The organism is Ruegeria sp. YTSC325 (genome assembly GCF_059609525.1).
On record NZ_JBXWLY010000002.1, the window covers coordinates 111,521 to 128,334 of the forward strand.

Sequence of the window (16,814 nt, forward strand, 5' to 3'; positions counted from 1 at the left end):
TGCGACCTCACAACAGCAGCGCGATTATGCCCGGCCAAATCAGAAGAACGGAAAGCGCCAGCAACTGGATCCCGATGAATGGCAGGAAGCCGCGGAAGATATCCGTCAGACTGATATGTGGCGGGGCCACCGACTTCAGGTAGAACGCGGCCGGGCCAAATGGGGGCGAGAGGAAGCTGACCTGCATGTTCATACAGAACACGACGCCGAACCAGATGGCGACATGACTCGGCTCCAACTGGCCAAAGACTCCGATTTCTTCGATAGGAAGGCGCAGGACGATCGGCAGAAAGACCGGAATAATTAACAGCACGATGCCGACCCAATCCATGAATGCGCCCATGAACAGCAAGATCAGCATCATCACCAGAATGACCAGCATGGTTGGCAGCTCCTGGCCGACGATTAGGTCAGCCACGTATTGGGGCCCGCCAGCAATGGTGTAGGCACCCGCCAGCGCGGCGGCCCCGATCGTAACCCAGATGATGGTGCCTGTGGATTTTAGGGTTCGCATCAAGCTGTCCCAAACCAGCTCGAACGATCCTTCGCCCCGCAGGATGGCGATAATCAGAACGGCGAAGGCGCCCATGCCCGCAGCCTCGGTGATGCCTGTGATCCCGCCATAGATCGAGCCGAGCACGACGCCGATGACGACCAGCGGAGCGACGAGGCCTTTGCCCATTTCCCACCCGATTTTAGCGCGCTCTCTGCCAAAGACGAAGAAGATCAGCAGAAGGGCAACGATCGTGATGCCGGCAAACCAGGGCATGTAGTCAGCCGTTCCCAGCCTCGCGGGCTCGCCCTGGCTGGCAGCGTTCGAGCCTGAGAGCTCGAAAAACGCGGCCCGGATAAACAGAACGGTGGAAAATCCGGCGACGACGATGCTCATGAAGGCCCCAAACAGTTTGCGTTTTTCGGCCGGTTCGGGGTCGTTCGGATCCGGTTCCGGCAGCGGAGCGTGATGAGGATTCAACTGCGTGCGGATGATGATGTACAGGATGATCATCGAGGCCAGCATGAAGCCGGGAATGAAAGACGCGGTGAACAGCGACTTGATCGAGGTTTCGGTGATCAGCCCATAGATGATCAGAACGATGGAGGGAGGGATCATGGTGCCCAGCGAACCCGAGGCGCAGATGACGCCGATCGCGAGATTTTGATCGTACCCTAGGCGCAGCATCTGGGGCAGGGCGATAAGTCCCAGCAGGACAACCTCACCACCGATTATGCCGGACATGGCTGCCATGATCACCGCCATGATCGAGGTCACGATCGCGATGCCGCCGCGTGTTCTGGACAGCCAGACATTCAGCGACGAATACATGTCACGCGCGATCCCGGACCGCTCTAGCAGCGACGCCATGAAGATAAACAATGGCACTGATATGAGCACGTAGTCCGTTAAGAGCCCGTATATTTTCTGTGCCAGGATATAGAGCGGCCCAGTCCCTGGCCGACCGGTGAGAACCCCGTCGCCGAATGAAAACGGGTTCAAAAGCAGTGTCGGTTCGAACTTCAGGACAAGAACCAGAACCGCAAGCGAAGCCGAGGCCAGACCCAAGGGCATTCCGATCGCCAGAAGCACGATCAGGGCGACCATCAGAATGAGTGAGATTGTTCCAATATCCATCAGTCTTGTCCCACCGCTCGTTTGATCATTTCAATTTCGTCTTCGTCCGGTTCATCTGTGTGGATTTCCGGTTCTTTGTTCCAATCAGCGATCAAGTTCAAAATTGCTTGCATTGCGACGAGCGTAATCACGATCAGCACCATCGGCTGCAACGTCGCCGGGATCGGAGGATTGAAGGCTGAGCCATAAAGCTCCCATTTATAGAGCTTGTTGACGAACACCTGTTTGTAGCTGCCGTAGACCAAAAAGAAGGCAAACAGCACGATCAGTATTGTCGAAACCGTATCAAAAACGCGTTGAAGCCAACGTGGAACTGCGTCGTAGAGCAGGAATATTCGAATGTGACTGCGTTGCTGCATGGCGTAGTAGCCGGACATCAAAAACACAAAGCTGGCGAACCAAAGTGTCATTTCGTTGGCCCACTCGGTCGGCTTTTCCAGGATATAGCGCATGAAGACTTCGTAGAGCATGACGACAGTCATGATTGCGATCATCATCATCGTAACTCGTCCTATGAACAGGGCGAAACGATCCATAACCGTCGTGCCTTCGAACTCCATCGTCGCTGGGCGCACTGTCTTGGTGCCAATCACTGCAAGAAACGGTAGAAGGACGAGCGCGGCGACGTCGATGATGTCGACATAACCCCCGAACACGCCAGACAATTCGGGCGTGATGTCGCTGCGCAGATATATTTCTGTTACCTGACTTTTGAGGGATTCAGAGGTGTAGGGCAGCCAATCCAATAGGAATGCAGGGAGATGCCAAACAAGCCAACTGGCCGTCGCTACGAAGGCCAACGGTATGAGCCATTCAATTGGTCCGCCTGAATTCTTGTGCATCGCGTAACCCTCGTCCCTATCCTTCGATCCTGTAGTGATCGATAAAGTCTCGATCCGGCTCGACACCCAGTCCGGGCCCAGTCGGTATCATGACACGACCGTTGTTGGCCTTGACCTGATTTTGAATTCCCAGCGGTACGGTCAGCAGATCGTCCCGAAACTTGTTGTCCGTTGTGTCGAACTCCAGCATCGGCTCCCACGGATGCAAGCCGCCTGGAATCGCTGGCATGGCCGCCAGTAACTGCAGATTAGTTGCGACAGCGATGGCGCTACCCCAGACGTGATTTACGACCGGAGTGAAATGTGCGTGGCATAGGGCCAGTACCCTGAGATACTCTGAAACACCGCCCAAAGCGCAAACTTCTGGCTGCGCTATATCGATGCCGCGATTTTCAAGAAGACTGCGCCAGGCCCAGCGATTGAATACCGTCTCACCGCCCGAAATGTTGACTTTCAGCGAAGTGCGCAATTCGCGGTATCCGTCAATGTCTTCTGGCGCGACGGGTTCTTCGAACCAATATGCGTCCAGTTCTTCCAGCGACCGACCGACGTAGAATGCGTCCGAAGTCGTATAGGCATGGTTTGCATCGACCATAAAGGGAAAGTCGTCACCAACCCCGCGTCGAACGGCTTCGCACAGCTTCACATCAGGCTTCGGGCCAAAGCCCGTTTTCATTTTGGTGGCGGTGAATCCCATCTCCTTGATCTTTGAGGCTTCATCCTCAAAACGGCTGGCCAGATTGGAAATCGGTTCATCCCTGAGCATCATGCCGTAGCCGTAGCAAGGAACGCTTGCGCGATGTGCGCCGCCGACAAGCTTATGGAGGGGGAGGCCAGAGATTTTGCCGGTGATGTCCCAAAGTGCGATGTCCACACCGGACAAAGCCTGTATTGGCATTCCGCTTTGGCCATGGTCTCGCAAAAGGTTGTACACCTTGTGCCAGATCACGTCTTTGTCCAAAGGGTCCATGCCAAGAACCATTGGTTGGATGACCTTTTCCACGATGGATTTGTTGGCAATGGCTACGTTTCCGGGACCAAAGCACTCCCCCCAACCAGTTACCAGTTCATCTGTCTGAACCTCGACCAGATGAGTTGTACGCTTGTCATAATACTGTTGCGAGTAGCCCAGAACTTCCGGCATGTCGTACTGCAGTACGTGACTTATTATTCTGGTGATTTTCATGAAGCTCTGGATCCCGGCGCCGAACCGGAGAGGCCGCTAGTGCGGCCTTTCCGTGTGTCGTAAGTCGGTCGCAGCCTGACTACTGCATCGCGCCCAGGTCACGCAGGAAGTTGATATGGCTTTCCAGCAGCGCCTGTGCTTCAGGGGTCGTTGCGAACTCAGTCCACCCGACTTGAACGGCCGCGCGATAGGCTGCCAGATCTTCAGGCGACCATTCGTACAACTGAACGCCTTTTGCTTTCAGGTCTTTTGCAGTCTGAGCGTTCTGCACTTCGTTGATGGTCGCATTGTGCAATGCCAGGCTATCCATTGCGACTTCCATAATCTTCTTATGGTGCGCGGGCATTGCTTCCCAAACGTCTTTGCGACAGGCAAGGTGGTCCGCGGGCATCGAGTGGAAACCGGGATAGTTTGTGTGACCTGCGATCTCGTACAGGCCCAGGCCCACATTGTTCGTCAGGTTCGCAGCATCCGCACCATCAATGATGCCGGTTTCCAAAGCTGTGAAGATTTCGTTGAAGTCCATAACGATCGGAGAAGCACCAAGTTCCGCGAACACTTTGGTCGCAAGGCCTGGAGGGGAGCGGAATTTCCAATCTTTGAAGTCGTCCACTTTTGCAATCGGCTTGGTCGAAGAAAGCGACTCCGGCCCGGGAATCCACCATCCGATGAATTCCATGTCGTAGCCGTTGTATAAATCATTTACAGCTTCTCTTCCGCCGCCATGAAGAAGCCAAGCCATTTGCTGATATGGGTTCTGATATCCGCCGAGCAGGTCGCCCGCAAACTGGAAGGCCGGGTTTTTACCGGTCTGATAGCCGCCGCCCGTCATGTCGCAATCCAGAATTCCGGTAGCTGCGGCATCGAAGGTTTCAACTGATTTGACCACCGAAGAGGAATAGAACATTTCAACTTCGATTTCGCCGTTCGACATTTCCTGAATGTCTTCAACGAATTTTGCAGCCATCTGGCCTGACAGAGTTTCGGGCGAAAAATGGGTTTGAATTCTAAGCTTCGTTGTTTCAGCCATCGCGAAACCGGCTGCCATTGTCGTGGCTACGGCCGCCAGGGCCGCTGTCTTGACTATTTTCATATTGTCCTCCCAGACGTTGAGCGTGCGCGGTGTGGAAGATCTTGCCGCCTCCTTTGCTGTCGCGCAGGTAAACGTTAAGCCGACGAATCGAATGCAACAAGAAAAAATTGAAATTTTAAAAAAATTCGAGATTCTTGCGATAATTCGAAAATAAGGTTAGGACGCTACTTGGACAAAACTTGAAGGTGCATACTGGAATGAACGACGAAATAGATATTTATCAAGATCTTAAGATGCGCCTGATCTCTAATGGATTCGAGCATGGAGCCAAGGTGCGGGCTGAAGAACTTCGTAAAGTGTATGGCTGTTCTGCGAGCGCCGTTCGTGAAGTCCTCTTTCGTTTGGCCGCTGTTGGTTTGGTGGACTTTCAGGAACAAAAAGGTTTCCGCGTGCCAATGCGTTCGCCGCAGAAGCTTATCGAATTGACGCACGTCCGTGTTCTGTTGGAGGCCGAAGGCACCGCAATGTCGATCCGTAATGGCGGGGTGGATTGGGAAGCAAGATTGACGGCCGCACATCACAAACTTAGCCATATCGAAAAACGCATTCACGCCACAGACGACCCGAGCGGCCTTATCGAGATATGGTTTGCCTCGGAAAAGGAATTTCACGAAACACTTATTTCTGCCTGTGGCTCGGAAACTTTAAAACAAATGCATAGCCGAGTTTACGCGCAATTCAGACAGCAGTTGATGGTGGCAGACCGGAACTTTGAATTCATTTCTCAGAACATAAGACACCATGCCGATATACTTGAAGCAGCATTGTCAGGGGATGAGCAGTTAACACGAGAGAAAATTCACGACCATCTGGAACGCCATCTAACTGGAAAGACGATGGGCGACTAAAGCCGAAAATCGTCTTCCAAATACACGCGAATGATTTCGTCGAAGCTTGATTCCGCCTTGAACCCCAAATCCAGAGCGCGATCTGTTTGAAAGTCTCGCGGCCAATTCTTGACTATTCGTTCGATTGTCTCGTCGGGTTCTTGCCTGATTAGGCCAACCGCTTCTTGGCCGGCCACTTTGCGCAGAGCTTCGATTTGTTCGGCGACGGTGCAACTTACGCCAGGCATGTTCAATGCGCGTCTGTCATTCAAAAGCTGCGTGTCCATTGTTGCTGCGTGGGTCAAAAAAGTCGCAGCGGCGCGGGGGCTGGCGTGCCAGTGGCGAACGGTGTCGGCAACTGGCAAGACAGCCTCATCCCCATTCAATGGCTCTCGGATTATACCTGAAAAGAAGGACGAAGCGGCAGCGTTGGCTTTGCCCGGGCGCACACACAAAGTGGGCAAGCGCAAGGAAATACCGTCGATATATCCTTTCCTGCTGAAATCCGTGATCATCAATTCAGCCGCCGCTTTCTGCGCTCCGTAACTTGTCAAAGGTGCCGAGAGGAATTCATCGCTTATCTTTTCGGGGAATGGTGACCCGAAAACTGCTATGGACGAGGCAAAAACCAGGCGAGGTGTGTACTCGCTTTCTGAAGCTTCGTGTTCATCCTTAAGTGCGTTCAGCAGTGCCCACGTTGCCATAAGGTTTACATCCCAACCCAACGCAAAGTCTGTTTCAGCTTGGCCTGAAACGATAGCTGCAAGATGAAAAATGACGTCTGGCCGCTGCATAGCAAAAGACTTAGCTATGCCTGTCGCAGTCAAGTTCCCCACAATTTGATTACCTGCCGCACTGTCGGGCGGGAACGAGAGATCGAACAGTGAGACTTGGGCATCGGCTCCAAAGGTTTCTTGGATCGACACGCGATGGGCCAGTTTCTGGCCCAGCATTCCTCCGCCGCCTATAATCAGGATCCGCGTCACAGCATTCCGTTCCGTTTTTTGAGTTCTAGATACAAAGCCGAATGATCCAGTTCGGCCCCATCCATTTCGTCTATCAGATATTCGAAACGGTCGCGCACAGATCGGGTGCTAGGTAGCTCAACGCCAAGGCTTCCCGCTTCCTCTAGCGTATTGTCCAAATCCTTTAGTTGAAACTTAGACAAACCCCCGGGTGTAAAATTTCCATCAGACATGCGTTCGCCATGTTGTTGCAAGATAATACTATCCGCAAAGCCCCCCTTTAGTGCGGTCCTCAACGCGGTGGGGTCCGCACCGCCTTGCTGAGCCAGTAGAGTCGCCTCGGCGACTGCCGATATTGTTACAGCGACAATTGTTTGATTGGCCAATTTGCACAATTGACCAGAACCACTTGGGCCAACATGCACAGGCCGGCCCATTGCTGTCAGAACCGGTCGCACGCGCTCCATAACGTCCTGACCGCCACCGACCATGATCGCAAGGGTGCCAGCTTCGGCACCTTTGGTGCCACCGGAAACCGGGGCGTCCAGATGCAGCACCCCCATCGAGGAAAGCTGCGCGGATTGCTCTCTTGCGTGTTCGGGTTTGGCGCTCGACATATCAATCCAGATCATCCCCGGTTTGAGTTGCTCGCGGAAAGCCTCGTCAGCAAGTAGCGCGCCGGTCGCGTATCCATCCGAGAGCATGGTTATTATTACGTCTGCACCCGAAACCGCCAGCGGGGCAGTTTCCACCAATGTCGCGCCTTCTGCTGCCAACGGGTTTGCCTTTTTCAAGCTGCGGTTCCATACAGTGAGCGGAAACTCGGCGCGCAAAATATTCCGCGCCATAGGAGCTCCCATCAGGCCGGTTCCCAACAGAGCCACTTTGAACTGCTTGCTCATCATCTACTGTCCTTCCGAAGGTGCGCCACGCATGGTTATGGCCAAACCAAAATCTCTGTCATACGCTAACGGCTCTGTGCCCACATGCCAGAAGTCGTTGCAAATCCGCCAAGGTTTCTTTGCTTCTCGGTTGATCTGTGGGACGACGTAACACTTGTCCAGTCGCCACTTTTGAGGTCGGAATATTTATATGTCAGAAAGACTTAAGGGAAAAAGCGTCCTGGTCACAGCCGCCGCACAGGGGATCGGACTTGCAAGCGCAATTGCAATGGCAAGAGAGGGTGCAAAAGTCTATGCGACGGATATTAGCCCCAAAAAACTAAATTTGATTCGCGGTCAGAATCTCGAAAATCTCGAAATTTTCGAGATGGATGTGACGAATAATGACAGCATTCATCATGGGGTCGCGCGAGCGAAGCCGGACGTTTTGTTCAACTGCGCAGGGTTCGTGCATCACGGAACTATTCTGGATGCAACCGATGAAGAGTGGGATTTCGCCATGGACCTTAATGTGCGCTCAATGGTGCGCACGACAAAGGCTGTATTGCCGGGAATGCTAGAGCGCGGAGGAGGCTCGATAATCAATATGTCTTCCGCACTGGGTTCCATAATCGGTGCGCCAAATCGTTTTGTATATGGAACGACAAAAGCCGCTGTTGTTGGGCTGACGAAATCGGTAGCCGTGGACTTCATAACAAAAGGAATCCGGTGCAATTGCATTTGTCCGGGAACAGTCGACAGTCCCAGTTGGCGTGACCGCGTAGATGCGTTGGGCGAGCAACTGGGCAGCAGAGAAGAGGCCCTTGCACAATTTGTGGCGCGACAGCCTATGGGGCGTGTAGCGAAAGCAGAAGAGATTGCTGCATTGGTCGTCTATCTGGCGAGCGATGAAAGTGCATTCACCACTGGACACACGCACATAATTGACGGGGGTTGGTCAGGCCAATGACAAAAGTATCAAAAAAAGATTTGCGATCTCGCAAGTGGTTCATGAATTCTGAGAACCTTGAGATGACGGCATTGTATCTGGAAAGATACCTGAATTACGGATTGACCCGTGAGGAACTGCAATCAGGCAAACCGATCATTGGCATTGCTCAGACCGGCAGTGATTTGAGCCCCTGTAATCGGCATCATATCGAATTGTCAAAACGTGTTCGCGATGGAATCATCGCCGCCGGGGGAACGTGCATCGAAATACCGGTCCACCCGATACAAGAGACAGGTAAACGGCCAACGGCGTCACTCGACCGCAACCTGGCTTATCTGTCCTTGGTTGAGAGTCTATTCGGGTATCCGATTGATGGCGTTGTTCTGAACATTGGTTGCGACAAGACCACGCCCGCGCTTCTTATGGCCGCTGCGACCGTCAACATCCCGGCGATTGCCCTGTCGGTCGGTCCCATGCTCAACGGCTGGTTGAAAGGTGAGCGCGCCGGATCGGGAACGGTTATTTGGAAAGCGCGCGAAGACCTTGCGGCTGACGAAATAGACACCGATGAGTTCATGGAGATCGCAGCCGCCGCAGCACCTTCGGTGGGTTATTGCAATACGATGGGAACAGCAACGACCATGAATTCGCTTGCTGAGGCCTTGGGTATGCAATTGCCCGGATCAGCAGCCATTCCAGCCCCGTATAGAGAGCGCGGTCAAATCAGTTATGAAACGGGTAAACGCATTGTGGACATGGTCTGGGAGGATCTACGCCCGAGCGATGTGATGACACGTCAGGCTTTTGAGAATGCGATTGTTATCAACTCTGCGATTGGCGGATCGACGAACGCGCCGATCCACCTGAATGCAATCGCCCGGCATCTTGGTGTTCCGTTGACCAACGATGACTGGCAGAAACTTGGCCACGACGTTCCACTGTTGGTTAACATGCAGCCTGCGGGTGAGTACCTGGGCGAAGATTACCTACAGGCCGGAGGTGTACCCGCCGTTGTCGGAGAGCTTCTTGACGCTGGATTGCTGCCGCATCCCGATGCGATAACGGTGAACGGCAAGACGATGGGCAATAATTGCTCGGCGCGCCGGTCTCAGAATAGCAAAGTAATCAAGACTGTTGATAGCCCGGTTAAACAACAGGCGGGGTTCATCAATCTCTCGGGTAACCTGTTCGAGAGTGCGATTATGAAGACATCTGTGATCTCACAGTCATTTCGACAGACCTACCTGTCGAACCCGGATGATCCTAATGCATTTGAGGGCAGGGCGGTTGTGTTTGATGGGCCTGAGGATTTTCACCATCGGATCGATGATCCCGAAGAATACATCGACGCAAACTGTATTCTGATTATGCGCGGAGCAGGACCAAAAGGTTACCCAGGTGCCGCAGAGGTCGTGAACATGCGTCCGCCCGCATATTTGTTGAAACAAGGCATCGAAGCCCTTCCTTGCATCGGTGATGGACGGCAATCCGGAACATCAGGAAGCCCGTCTATCCTGAATGCTTCACCCGAAGCTGCAGAGGGTGGTGGGTTGGCCTTAGTGCGAAATGGTGACCGACTGCGAATCGATCTTGGCAAAGGCACAGCAGATATGCTGGTTTCGCTCGAAGAACTGCATGAACGCGCCCGCGATCTGGAGGCAAAGGGTGGGTATTTAATGCCGCCCAACCAATCCCCGTGGCAGGAAATTTTCCGCGAAAAAGTAGATCGGTTGGATCGCGGTATGACGCTCAAGGGGGCAGAAAACTACCACGATATCGCGCGAGGATTCATGCCACGCGACAATCACTAAAAGGAACAGAAATGAAACTTGTTCGTTACGGAGTAGAGGGCTCGGAAAAGCCTGCGTTGGTCGACGCTGAGGGCCAATTGCGGGATCTGTCCGCTCATATCATTGATATTACGGGTGATATGTTGGATGACGGAACGCTTGATAACCTGCGCTCATTGGATCCGAACAACCTGCCAATTGTAGAGGGTGACCCTCGTATCGCACCGTGTGTCGGTGACATCGGTAAATTTCTTTGCATCGGTTTGAACTACTCGGACCATGCAGCAGAAACCGGCGCAGATATTCCCGAGCATCCGATACTTTTTTTCAAGGCTAACTCAGCGGTCATTGGGGCATATGACGAAGTTGTCATGCCGCGGGGATCTACACACACCGACTGGGAATGCGAACTGGGCGTCGTCATAGGCAAAACAGTCAAATACGTTTCCAAGGCCGACGCGCTCGAATACGTTGCCGGCTATTGCATCGTAAACGACGTGTCGGAAAGGCATTTTCAAACTCAACTGACCGGTCAATGGACCAAAGGCAAGTCTTGCGACACATTTGGCCCTACTGGCCCTTGGCTAGTGACCCGGGATGAGGTGCCGGATCCTCAAAGTCTTGGTATGTCACTGGATGTAAACGGTCAGCGCATGCAAACCGGGAATACTGCTACGATGATCTTTTCCGTTGCCGAGATCATTGAACATCTAAGCCAACTTTTCACACTGCATCCCGGCGACGTCATTTCAACTGGAACACCGCCCGGTGTTGGAATGGGGATCAAACCGGACCCAGTTTACCTGAAAAAAGGCGACGTCATGGAGCTTCGTATCGATGGGCTTGGCGTTCAGCGGCAAGAGGTCGGCCAAGATGACTGACTTATTGCAAATCGGAGGGATCACTGAACGGATGCGAGAACGCCTGGCCACAGTGTTCAATATTCATCAATTGGACGATTTCAGCGCGGATAGTATAACACATATCGTTACAAATGGGCATGATGGCGTTCCGCATGACCTGATGACATCACTCAGCAGTTTGAAGATGATCAGCGTCTATGGAGTCGGTTACGACGCCGTCGACGCAAATGCCGCGGCTGAGCGCGGGATTGTCGTGACGCACACACCGAATGTTTTGAACAAAGAAGTCGCAACCACCGCCGTTTTGCTGTTGCTGTCATGTTATCGAGAGCTCGTACGTGACGACGATTACGTTCGGTCCGGACGGTGGGAAGTTGAAGGTAATGCCCCTTTGACACGATCAGCGGACAATCAAAGAATAGGCATTCTTGGTCTTGGTCGCATTGGTCAGGCGATCGTTGATAAGTTGGAGCCGTGGGCCCCCGAAATCTCTTATAATACCCGCAATCAAAAGGATGTCCCGTACCGATATTTCGACAGTTTGGTTGAAATGGCAGAACATGTGGATGTCCTCATATGCATCACGCCCGGCGGCCCGTCGACCAATAGGCTGGTCAACGCTGAGGTGTTGCGCGCGTTGGGGGCAGGGGGCACTCTTATAAACGTTAGTCGAGGTTCGGTTGTCGACGAAACTGCCCTAATCAATGCATTGCAAAACGGTGAGCTCGGGTGGGCAGGGCTTGATGTTTTTGAAGACGAACCGCGCGTTCCAAAAGCATTGCGCGAGTTGTCCAATGTCGTTCTTCTCCCTCACGCTGGTAGCGCGACTATTGAGACACGTGCAGCTATGGGTGAACTAACTGTCGACAATCTCCTGCAACACCTTAAGGACGGATCGGTGATCACAGCTGTGCCGGAATGCAGAGATCTGTAGAAGGCCAATCTGAATAGTGTTTGAGTTTGCCGTTGCGGTTTTCTTTCTGCTGATTACGCCTGGCCCAGGTGTTTTGACAACTGCGGGTATTGGATCAGCATTTGGTTTTCGAGCTGGGCTCGCTTTTGTGGCCGGTTTGATGCTGGGCGGGTTCATCAACATGATGTTTGTTGTCTCTGGAGTCGCTGCAGTAGCTTTGGCTATACCGGTACTTAGAACTTTGCTGCTATTTGCCTCTGTTGGGTATTTGGGATTTCTTGCCTGGCGTATTGCAAGAGCTGGCTCAAAGGTCGGGTTTTCCCCCGCGGTCTCGCCACTTGGTTTTGCGAACGGGCTGACACTTCAGTTCATTAATCCCAAGGCTTACGTGGTTGGCACTGCATTGTTTTCAGGGTTTGCCTTTTTGCCCGATGCGCCCGTTTGGGAGGTCGTCATAAAAATCGTAATATTCAATATGGTTTGGGTGCCAGTGCACATGATCTGGCTGGGTGCTGGCGCAAAGCTAGGCAGCCTTGATTTAAGTGAGAGATCACATCAAAGGATCAACTTTGCGATGGCGGCTTCATTGATGGTTGTTGTGGTGACTGCTTTGGCGTCGGCGCTTTAAACAAAGCCTGCGTCAGTCGTACCTAGCAGACGGTTGAAAGACACAAATCAAAGTGACGCCGTTATTCCGCCATCAACGTAGAGAGTATGTCCATTAACGAAACTGGATGCAGGGGAGGCAAGGAATATGGCGGCGCCGACAAGTTCTTCCACATTGCCCCAGCGACCGGCCGGGGTGCGTTTCTCGAGCCATGCACTAAACTCAGGGTCAGCAACCAATGCGGCGTTCAAAGGTGTATCGAAATATCCAGGCGCAATGGCATTGCAGTTTAGGCCATACTTAGCCCAATCAGTCGCCATTCCCTTTGTAAGGTTGGTCACGGCACCTTTTGTCGCCGTGTAAGGCGCAATACCCGGTCTTGCCAATGCGGATTGAACCGACGCAATGTTAATGATCTTGCCTGACTTTCTTTCAATCATGTGCCGTGCCACAGCCTGACCGACATGAAAGACGGACGCTACATTTGTCTGTAGTAGGTGCTCGAAGGCATCAGCGGGGAAATCCTGTAGCTCCGTCCTGTATTGCATTCCGGCGTTGTTTATCAGGATGTCTATGGGGCCGACATTGTCTTCAAAGTTGTCCACGGCAGATCGGACACCTTCATGATCGGTTGCATCGAACGAAAGTTGACGTACCGAGGCGCCTGTTTCGCTCAACTCGGATGCCGCTGCCGCTAGTTTCGCGGTGTCGCGCCCGTTCAAAACGACTTGCGAACCGGCGGCAGCCAAGCCACGGGCCAACGCAAATCCAATGCCTTGGCTAGAGCCTGTTACTAGTGCGCGTTTTCCCTCTAGGTTGAACATTTCAAGCATCATGCAAAAACCCCTTGGTTGTCAGCACCGACTATCCGTATCTTTTGGCAATATGTATAGGGAGTCTGTGCAATGTCTTCGGCCAATGTTGCTGTTGTTATCCATGCCGCAAAAGATCTGAGGTTGGAAAACCGGGACGTACACGACGTGGGGCCAGACGAAGTCTTGATTGCCATGCGCGCGGGTGGGATTTGCGGCTCTGACCTGCATTATTATAACCACGGTGGTTTCGGTGCGATCAAGTTGCGTCAGCCGATGGTGCTAGGACATGAAGTCGCCGGAGAAATCGTGAAAGTCGGGTCAAGTGTGCAGGGGCTGCACTTAGGCCAACTGGTTGCAGTTTCTCCATCCCGCCCTTGCCAAGCCTGCATTTATTGTCTGAACGGGCAGCAAAACCACTGTCTTGATATGAAGTTCTATGGCAGCGCGATGCCGTTCCCGCATATCCAAGGCGCTTTTCAAAGCAAACTCGTGGCGAAAGCCAGTCAATGTGTTCCGGCAGATGGGTTGAGCCCTGCGCAGGCCGCTATGGCCGAACCTCTGGCTGTCTGTTTGCACGCGATTAAACAAGCCGGGAACCTCTTAGGCAAAACGGTACTTTTAACGGGATGCGGCCCGATTGGCTGCCTCACGATCTTGGCGGTACGCCGTTCTGGAGCGGCCAGAATAGTGGCGACGGATATCTCGGACCAGACCCTCGCTCTGGCGCGTGAATGCGGGGCAGACGATGTCATCAACACCTACGCCGATCCGCAAAAACTGGAGCAGTTTGAAAACGACAAGGGCCAGGTTGATGTCCAACTGGAGTGTTCTGGGGCTCAATCGGCTCTGGCTTCTGGCGTCGCATGCTTGCGACCGGGTGGAACATTGGTTCAGCTTGGTCTGGGTGGAGATATGACTGTGCCAATGCAGGCGTTGACTGCAAAAGAGATAGTGCTTCGCGGGTCTTTCCGTTTCCATTCCGAGTTCTCAGTCGCGGTCGAGATGATGCGAAGCGGACTAATAAACGTCGACCAGTTGGTGACGCATTCCTTCGAAGTTGGCGAGGCTGTTACTGCCTTTGAGGTCGCGTCTGATCGAAGCCAATCAATGAAAGTGCAGTTAACGTTTCCGGAAAATGACGATGGATAGGCGAATGCGTGATATTGCAAAGACTTATGAAAGAGACGGTTTCGTAGCTCCGCTGGATATCCTGACAGCTTCCGAGGTCCAAACGCTGCGCGATGATTTTGAGAAAGCAGAGCTCATTCTCAGAGACGACCCAGAGAAACTCAAGCTTCTATATTCTTATCCAGACAGGCTGATACCATCATTCGATGCACTTCTTCGCCATCCGAAGCTGATTGAGGCTGCTTCAACAGTGTTGGGGCCGGACCTCATGGTTTGGAGCGGTGCACTTTTCGTAAAAGAAGCGCGATCATCGAAGATAGTCTCGTGGCACCAAGACTTGACCTATTGGGGTTTGGATGATGCTGAAGAGGTAACCTGTTGGGTTGCGATTTCAGAAGCGTCTGAGCAAAGCGGGTGTATGAGGTTTGTTCCTGGCAGCCATAAAAGCCGGATCGTGCCTCACGTGGACACCTCCAGCGAAAACAATCTTTTGTCACGTGGGCAGGAAATCGCAGTCGATGTGAACGAAAAAGATGCAGTTGCTGCCGAATTGCGTGCAGGGCAGGCATCCATGCATCACGGGCATCTCTTTCACGCATCAGGGCCCAATAACACGGACGATAGACGCATTGGTGTGGCGTTGCGTTTCATAAAGCCCTCAATGAAACAGCAAAACGGATTGAAAACTTTGGTTGCGCTAGTCGCAGGGCGAGATGATTTTGGGCATTTTTTAGTTGCGTCCTCTCCTCAGGGCTTTTTGCATGAGAACGATTTCGTTTTGTGTCAAAGGGATGCAGATCGCAAGAAACAAATACTCTTCGCCGGAGTGTAATGACTCCCTTCTCGAGCTCAGACCCATTGCTATATCGACCGGGAAACCGCCCTGAATCGCGAAAACTAGTAGACAATTAAAAGTTAACATAGTCGCTAAGCTTTTCTTCCACTGGGCGAAAAGTTGCAGAGGAAGTCTACGGGGTCTTGTCAGATTAACTTTGCTTGAGCGGGGCAGGGCGGGTGCATAGCAGTTAGGAATGACCAAACCTGCCACCTTCAAGTACTTCAAAACCAGTCCTGAGATCATCCGCCTGGCGGTGATGCTGTATATTCGGTTTCCACTCTCGCTTCGGAATGTCGAAGATCTGCTGCATGAGCGAGGCATCGACGTGAGTCACGAAACTGTCCGATATTGGTGGAACAGGTTTGGCCCAATGTTTGCTGCCGAGATCAGACGAAAGCGTGTTCAGCAACTCCGAGCCTTTTCAAAATGGAAGTGGCACGTTGACGAGGTTTTCGTGAAGGTAAATGGCAAACGCCACTATCTCTGGCGGGCTGTTGATCACGAAGGCGAGGTGCTGGAAGCCGTTGTCACGAAGCGCCGAAACAAAGCTGCAGCACTGAAATTCCTCAAGAAATTGATGAAGCGATACGGTAAAGCGGGAACCGTTGTCACGGATCGCTTCGCATCGTACCGGGCCGCTCTCAGAGAGCTTGGCGCTACCGAAAAACAAAGGACGGGCAGGTGGCTCAACAACCGCGTCGAGAACTCGCACCTGCCTTTCCGACGAAGAGAGCGCGCGATGCAGCGTTTCAGGCGCATGCGAAGTTTACAGAAATTCGCCTCCGTCCATTCCTCCGTCTACAATCACTTCAACCAAGAAAGATCGCTAACCAGCCGAGACATCTTCAAGCTGACCCGCAGCGCTGCTCTCGCCGAGTGGCGTCAACTTTGTTCCGGATAGGTTCGCAGTTTCCGCGGCAAACTGAGACTGGTTCGAATTCGTCTGACAGCACCGCCACTTGCGCACATAGGTTGAAGCGTTGGTCAAACGCGCGCCTAATCGCAATCTGCACACCTTGTAATTAAACCACTCGGATTTCTGATTAACCGCAACATCCAATGCGGCCCGATTTCGCGTGATTATAACTCCGTTGGAAGTTGTGTGGCGATGTAAGGTGTCGGACCAACCGGTCATTCTTCGGTCTTTTCCAGACAGCACAGAGCGGTCGCCTGCATCGGTTATGCTCAGCTTGTCTATGAAAACACTGGACGAACCATTCTTGGTGACCAATGATAGCGCTTACAGTCCATCGGCAGAGATCAGGGTGACGATGTCATTTTTGCTTTGAAGCGCCCGCCGTTCAGAAGCGGGGCCTGATGGATCAAAGTCTGGTTGAATTGACCGCATAGGGCCAGTCAGACGCGGGAGGGACAGCGAACATGACTTGTTCGTTTTGTCTTCGAGGTGAGTTGGGCGATCCTTCGTCCCGGCGATGTCTGGGACAGTTGGGTAATGCAACACGCAAGACAAAGGGCCTGCAAAG

At 52.8% G+C, this 16,814-nt stretch carries 16 protein-coding genes; 9 read left to right on the forward strand and 7 right to left on the reverse strand.

Annotated features, from left to right (window positions below; translation table 11 throughout):
• Positions 1-7 precede the first annotated feature (7 nt).
• The 4 genes from AC2FF7_RS03365 to AC2FF7_RS03380 form a co-directional block, all read right to left on the reverse strand.
• Complete coding sequence (locus AC2FF7_RS03365; protein WP_170558359.1) at positions 8-1,630, reverse strand: TRAP transporter large permease; 1,623 nt, start codon at positions 1,628-1,630, stop codon at positions 8-10.
• Entirely contained in the window at positions 1,630-2,472 is an 843-nt protein-coding gene (locus AC2FF7_RS03370; RefSeq protein WP_170558357.1) for a TRAP transporter small permease subunit, read from the reverse strand. Before AC2FF7_RS03370 ends, AC2FF7_RS03365 begins: the two co-directional genes overlap by 1 nt.
• A gap of 16 nt (positions 2,473-2,488) precedes the next feature.
• Complete coding sequence (locus tag AC2FF7_RS03375; protein WP_496905194.1) at positions 2,489-3,658, reverse strand: mandelate racemase/muconate lactonizing enzyme family protein; 1,170 nt, start codon at positions 3,656-3,658, stop codon at positions 2,489-2,491.
• 79 nt (positions 3,659-3,737) lie between these two features.
• Positions 3,738-4,751 (reverse strand): TRAP transporter substrate-binding protein, encoded by a 1,014-nt coding sequence (locus tag AC2FF7_RS03380; protein WP_170558353.1) that lies wholly within the window; start codon positions 4,749-4,751, stop codon positions 3,738-3,740.
• Positions 4,752-4,948: 197 nt separating this feature from the next.
• Here AC2FF7_RS03380 and AC2FF7_RS03385 point away from each other — a divergent pair, with 197 nt between their 5' ends.
• Positions 4,949-5,599: a GntR family transcriptional regulator gene (locus AC2FF7_RS03385; RefSeq protein WP_170558351.1), complete on the forward strand. Its 651-nt coding sequence runs from the start codon at positions 4,949-4,951 to the stop codon at positions 5,597-5,599.
• On the opposite strand, the gene denD is transcribed toward AC2FF7_RS03385, so the two are convergent.
• Together denD and AC2FF7_RS03395 are read right to left on the reverse strand one after the other, a co-directional pair.
• Complete coding sequence (gene denD / locus AC2FF7_RS03390; RefSeq protein ID WP_496905195.1) at positions 5,596-6,564, reverse strand: D-erythronate dehydrogenase; 969 nt, start codon at positions 6,562-6,564, stop codon at positions 5,596-5,598. The two genes, AC2FF7_RS03385 and denD, sit on opposite strands and share 4 nt — an antisense overlap.
• A complete protein-coding gene (locus AC2FF7_RS03395) occupies positions 6,561-7,445 on the reverse strand; it encodes an NAD(P)-dependent oxidoreductase (protein WP_496905196.1) in 885 nt (294 codons plus the stop codon). The genes denD and AC2FF7_RS03395 overlap by 4 nt, the downstream gene beginning before the upstream one ends.
• Before the next feature lie 190 nt (positions 7,446-7,635).
• On the opposite strand from AC2FF7_RS03395, the gene AC2FF7_RS03400 reads away from it, so the two are divergent.
• From AC2FF7_RS03400 to AC2FF7_RS03420, 5 genes are read left to right on the forward strand one after another with little or no spacing between them, the layout of a single operon-like run.
• Positions 7,636-8,394, forward strand: a complete 759-nt coding sequence (locus tag AC2FF7_RS03400) for an SDR family oxidoreductase (protein WP_170396183.1) — start codon at positions 7,636-7,638, stop codon at positions 8,392-8,394.
• Positions 8,391-10,187: an IlvD/Edd family dehydratase gene (locus AC2FF7_RS03405; protein ID WP_480869223.1), complete on the forward strand. Its 1,797-nt coding sequence runs from the start codon at positions 8,391-8,393 to the stop codon at positions 10,185-10,187. Before AC2FF7_RS03400 ends, AC2FF7_RS03405 begins: the two co-directional genes overlap by 4 nt.
• Positions 10,188-10,198: 11 nt before the next feature.
• Positions 10,199-11,047, forward strand: coding sequence for a fumarylacetoacetate hydrolase family protein (locus tag AC2FF7_RS03410; RefSeq protein WP_058277425.1), 849 nt, complete (start codon positions 10,199-10,201; stop codon positions 11,045-11,047).
• Positions 11,040-11,963 carry a 2-hydroxyacid dehydrogenase gene (locus AC2FF7_RS03415; RefSeq protein ID WP_170750465.1) on the forward strand — a complete coding sequence of 308 codons (924 nt, stop codon included), beginning with the start codon at positions 11,040-11,042 and terminating at the stop codon, positions 11,961-11,963. Before AC2FF7_RS03410 ends, AC2FF7_RS03415 begins: the two co-directional genes overlap by 8 nt.
• Positions 11,964-11,979: 16 nt before the next feature.
• Positions 11,980-12,570, forward strand: a complete 591-nt coding sequence (locus tag AC2FF7_RS03420; RefSeq protein ID WP_170558336.1) for a LysE family translocator — start codon at positions 11,980-11,982, stop codon at positions 12,568-12,570.
• A 47-nt stretch (positions 12,571-12,617) separates the two neighbouring features.
• Here AC2FF7_RS03420 and AC2FF7_RS03425 read toward each other — a convergent pair whose 3' ends face one another.
• A complete protein-coding gene (locus AC2FF7_RS03425) occupies positions 12,618-13,385 on the reverse strand; it encodes an SDR family oxidoreductase (RefSeq protein ID WP_170750467.1) in 768 nt (255 codons plus the stop codon).
• Between the two features lie 69 nt (positions 13,386-13,454).
• Between AC2FF7_RS03425 and AC2FF7_RS03430 the strand changes: the two genes are divergently transcribed.
• The 3 genes from AC2FF7_RS03430 to AC2FF7_RS03440 all read left to right on the forward strand — a co-directional run bounded on the left by AC2FF7_RS03430 (position 13,455) and on the right by AC2FF7_RS03440 (position 16,231).
• The gene (locus AC2FF7_RS03430; protein WP_480869220.1) at positions 13,455-14,513 is read left to right on the forward strand and encodes an L-idonate 5-dehydrogenase; all 1,059 of its coding nucleotides are present in this window, start codon (positions 13,455-13,457) and stop codon (positions 14,511-14,513) included.
• 4 nt (positions 14,514-14,517) lie between these two features.
• A complete protein-coding gene (locus tag AC2FF7_RS03435) occupies positions 14,518-15,324 on the forward strand; it encodes a phytanoyl-CoA dioxygenase family protein (protein WP_496905197.1) in 807 nt (268 codons plus the stop codon).
• A gap of 199 nt (positions 15,325-15,523) precedes the next feature.
• Complete coding sequence (locus AC2FF7_RS03440) at positions 15,524-16,231, forward strand: IS6 family transposase (RefSeq protein ID WP_170756398.1); 708 nt, start codon at positions 15,524-15,526, stop codon at positions 16,229-16,231.
• The last annotated feature ends 583 nt before the right edge of the window (positions 16,232-16,814 follow it).

What these genes read in the sequence shown, in the direction of transcription:
- AC2FF7_RS03365 (WP_170558359.1), bottom strand. Translation starts at nt 1,630, where the DNA reads ATGGATATTGGAACAATCTCACTCATTCTGATGGTCGCCCTGATCGTG.
- AC2FF7_RS03370 (WP_170558357.1), bottom strand. Translation starts at nt 2,472, where the DNA reads ATGCACAAGAATTCAGGCGGACCAATTGAATGGCTCATACCGTTGGCC.
- AC2FF7_RS03375 (WP_496905194.1), bottom strand. Translation starts at nt 3,658, where the DNA reads ATGAAAATCACCAGAATAATAAGTCACGTACTGCAGTACGACATGCCG.
- AC2FF7_RS03380 (WP_170558353.1), bottom strand. Translation starts at nt 4,751, where the DNA reads ATGAAAATAGTCAAGACAGCGGCCCTGGCGGCCGTAGCCACGACAATG.
- AC2FF7_RS03385 (WP_170558351.1), top strand. Translation starts at nt 4,949, where the DNA reads ATGAACGACGAAATAGATATTTATCAAGATCTTAAGATGCGCCTGATC.
- AC2FF7_RS03395 (WP_496905196.1), bottom strand. Translation starts at nt 7,445, where the DNA reads ATGAGCAAGCAGTTCAAAGTGGCTCTGTTGGGAACCGGCCTGATGGGA.
- AC2FF7_RS03400 (WP_170396183.1), top strand. Translation starts at nt 7,636, where the DNA reads ATGTCAGAAAGACTTAAGGGAAAAAGCGTCCTGGTCACAGCCGCCGCA.
- AC2FF7_RS03405 (WP_480869223.1), top strand. Translation starts at nt 8,391, where the DNA reads ATGACAAAAGTATCAAAAAAAGATTTGCGATCTCGCAAGTGGTTCATG.
- AC2FF7_RS03410 (WP_058277425.1), top strand. Translation starts at nt 10,199, where the DNA reads ATGAAACTTGTTCGTTACGGAGTAGAGGGCTCGGAAAAGCCTGCGTTG.
- AC2FF7_RS03415 (WP_170750465.1), top strand. Translation starts at nt 11,040, where the DNA reads ATGACTGACTTATTGCAAATCGGAGGGATCACTGAACGGATGCGAGAA.
- AC2FF7_RS03425 (WP_170750467.1), bottom strand. Translation starts at nt 13,385, where the DNA reads ATGATGCTTGAAATGTTCAACCTAGAGGGAAAACGCGCACTAGTAACA.
- AC2FF7_RS03430 (WP_480869220.1), top strand. Translation starts at nt 13,455, where the DNA reads ATGTCTTCGGCCAATGTTGCTGTTGTTATCCATGCCGCAAAAGATCTG.
- AC2FF7_RS03435 (WP_496905197.1), top strand. Translation starts at nt 14,518, where the DNA reads ATGCGTGATATTGCAAAGACTTATGAAAGAGACGGTTTCGTAGCTCCG.
- AC2FF7_RS03440 (WP_170756398.1), top strand. Translation starts at nt 15,524, where the DNA reads ATGACCAAACCTGCCACCTTCAAGTACTTCAAAACCAGTCCTGAGATC.